The following is an 807-nucleotide window of genomic DNA, read 5'->3' on the forward strand; positions in this document are numbered from 1 at the left end:
GTTCTGTTGCGAAGTTTGAAAATCAAACGCGCCCTCTCTGAACTCAGAATATCTTAGGCTGGTATTCCCATTAATACCTTGATTTCAGTAGACACCGAAAAGCCGAAGAGCGTTCCATTTCTTCGGTTCTTTTTATATATTCCTCGAAGGGTCTCCATGCCCTTAATCGTGGAAGAGGCTGTACGGAGACTTTGATAAAATTTATTCCGTCGTTTAATAGGTCGATGGTCTTGTTCTATTAAATTGTTAAGATACTTCACAGTTCGGTGCTCTGTCTTAGTATATAAACCCACACTCTGTAACTTTCTAAAGGCGGAGCCAAGAGAAGGTGCTTTATCGGTCACAATTGATTTCGGCTCACCAAACTGTTTATGGAGTCGTTTTAAGAAAGCATAGGCTGCTTGCGTATCCCGTTTCTTTCGTAACCAGATATCTAAGGTTAAGCCGTCCGCATCAATTGCACGATAAAGATAATGCCAACGTCCCTTAATTTTGATATAGGTTTCGTCCATTTTCCATGAATAGAAGGATTGTCTATTTTTCTTCTTCCAAAGATAATAGAGGACTTTGCTGTACTCTTGCACCCAACGATAAATCGTAGTATGACAAACATTTATTCCACGATCATATAACAATTCCTGAACTTCACGATAGCTTAGATTGTAACGCAGGTAGTAACCAACAGCGACAATAATGACGTCTTTTTTGAATTGTTTGCCTTTAAAATGATTCATTACTCTGTCCTCTCTGTCTTTTTTCTCAATTTTACACTAAAATAGATTTTTTGGAAAACTTTGCAACAGAACC

At 38.3% G+C, this 807-nt stretch carries 1 protein-coding gene; it reads right to left on the reverse strand.

What is annotated here, in order from left to right; all coding sequences use genetic code 11:
• Positions 1-53 precede the first annotated feature (53 nt).
• Positions 54-734 carry an IS6-like element ISS1N family transposase gene (locus RU86_RS11825; protein WP_047916692.1) on the reverse strand — a complete coding sequence of 227 codons (681 nt, stop codon included), beginning with the start codon at positions 732-734 and terminating at the stop codon, positions 54-56.
• Positions 735-807: the final 73 nt, after the last annotated feature.

Origin of the sequence: Pseudolactococcus piscium, from assembly GCF_002441695.1 — a bacterium.
In the GTDB taxonomy this organism is placed as follows: domain Bacteria; phylum Bacillota; class Bacilli; order Lactobacillales; family Streptococcaceae; genus Pseudolactococcus; species Pseudolactococcus piscium.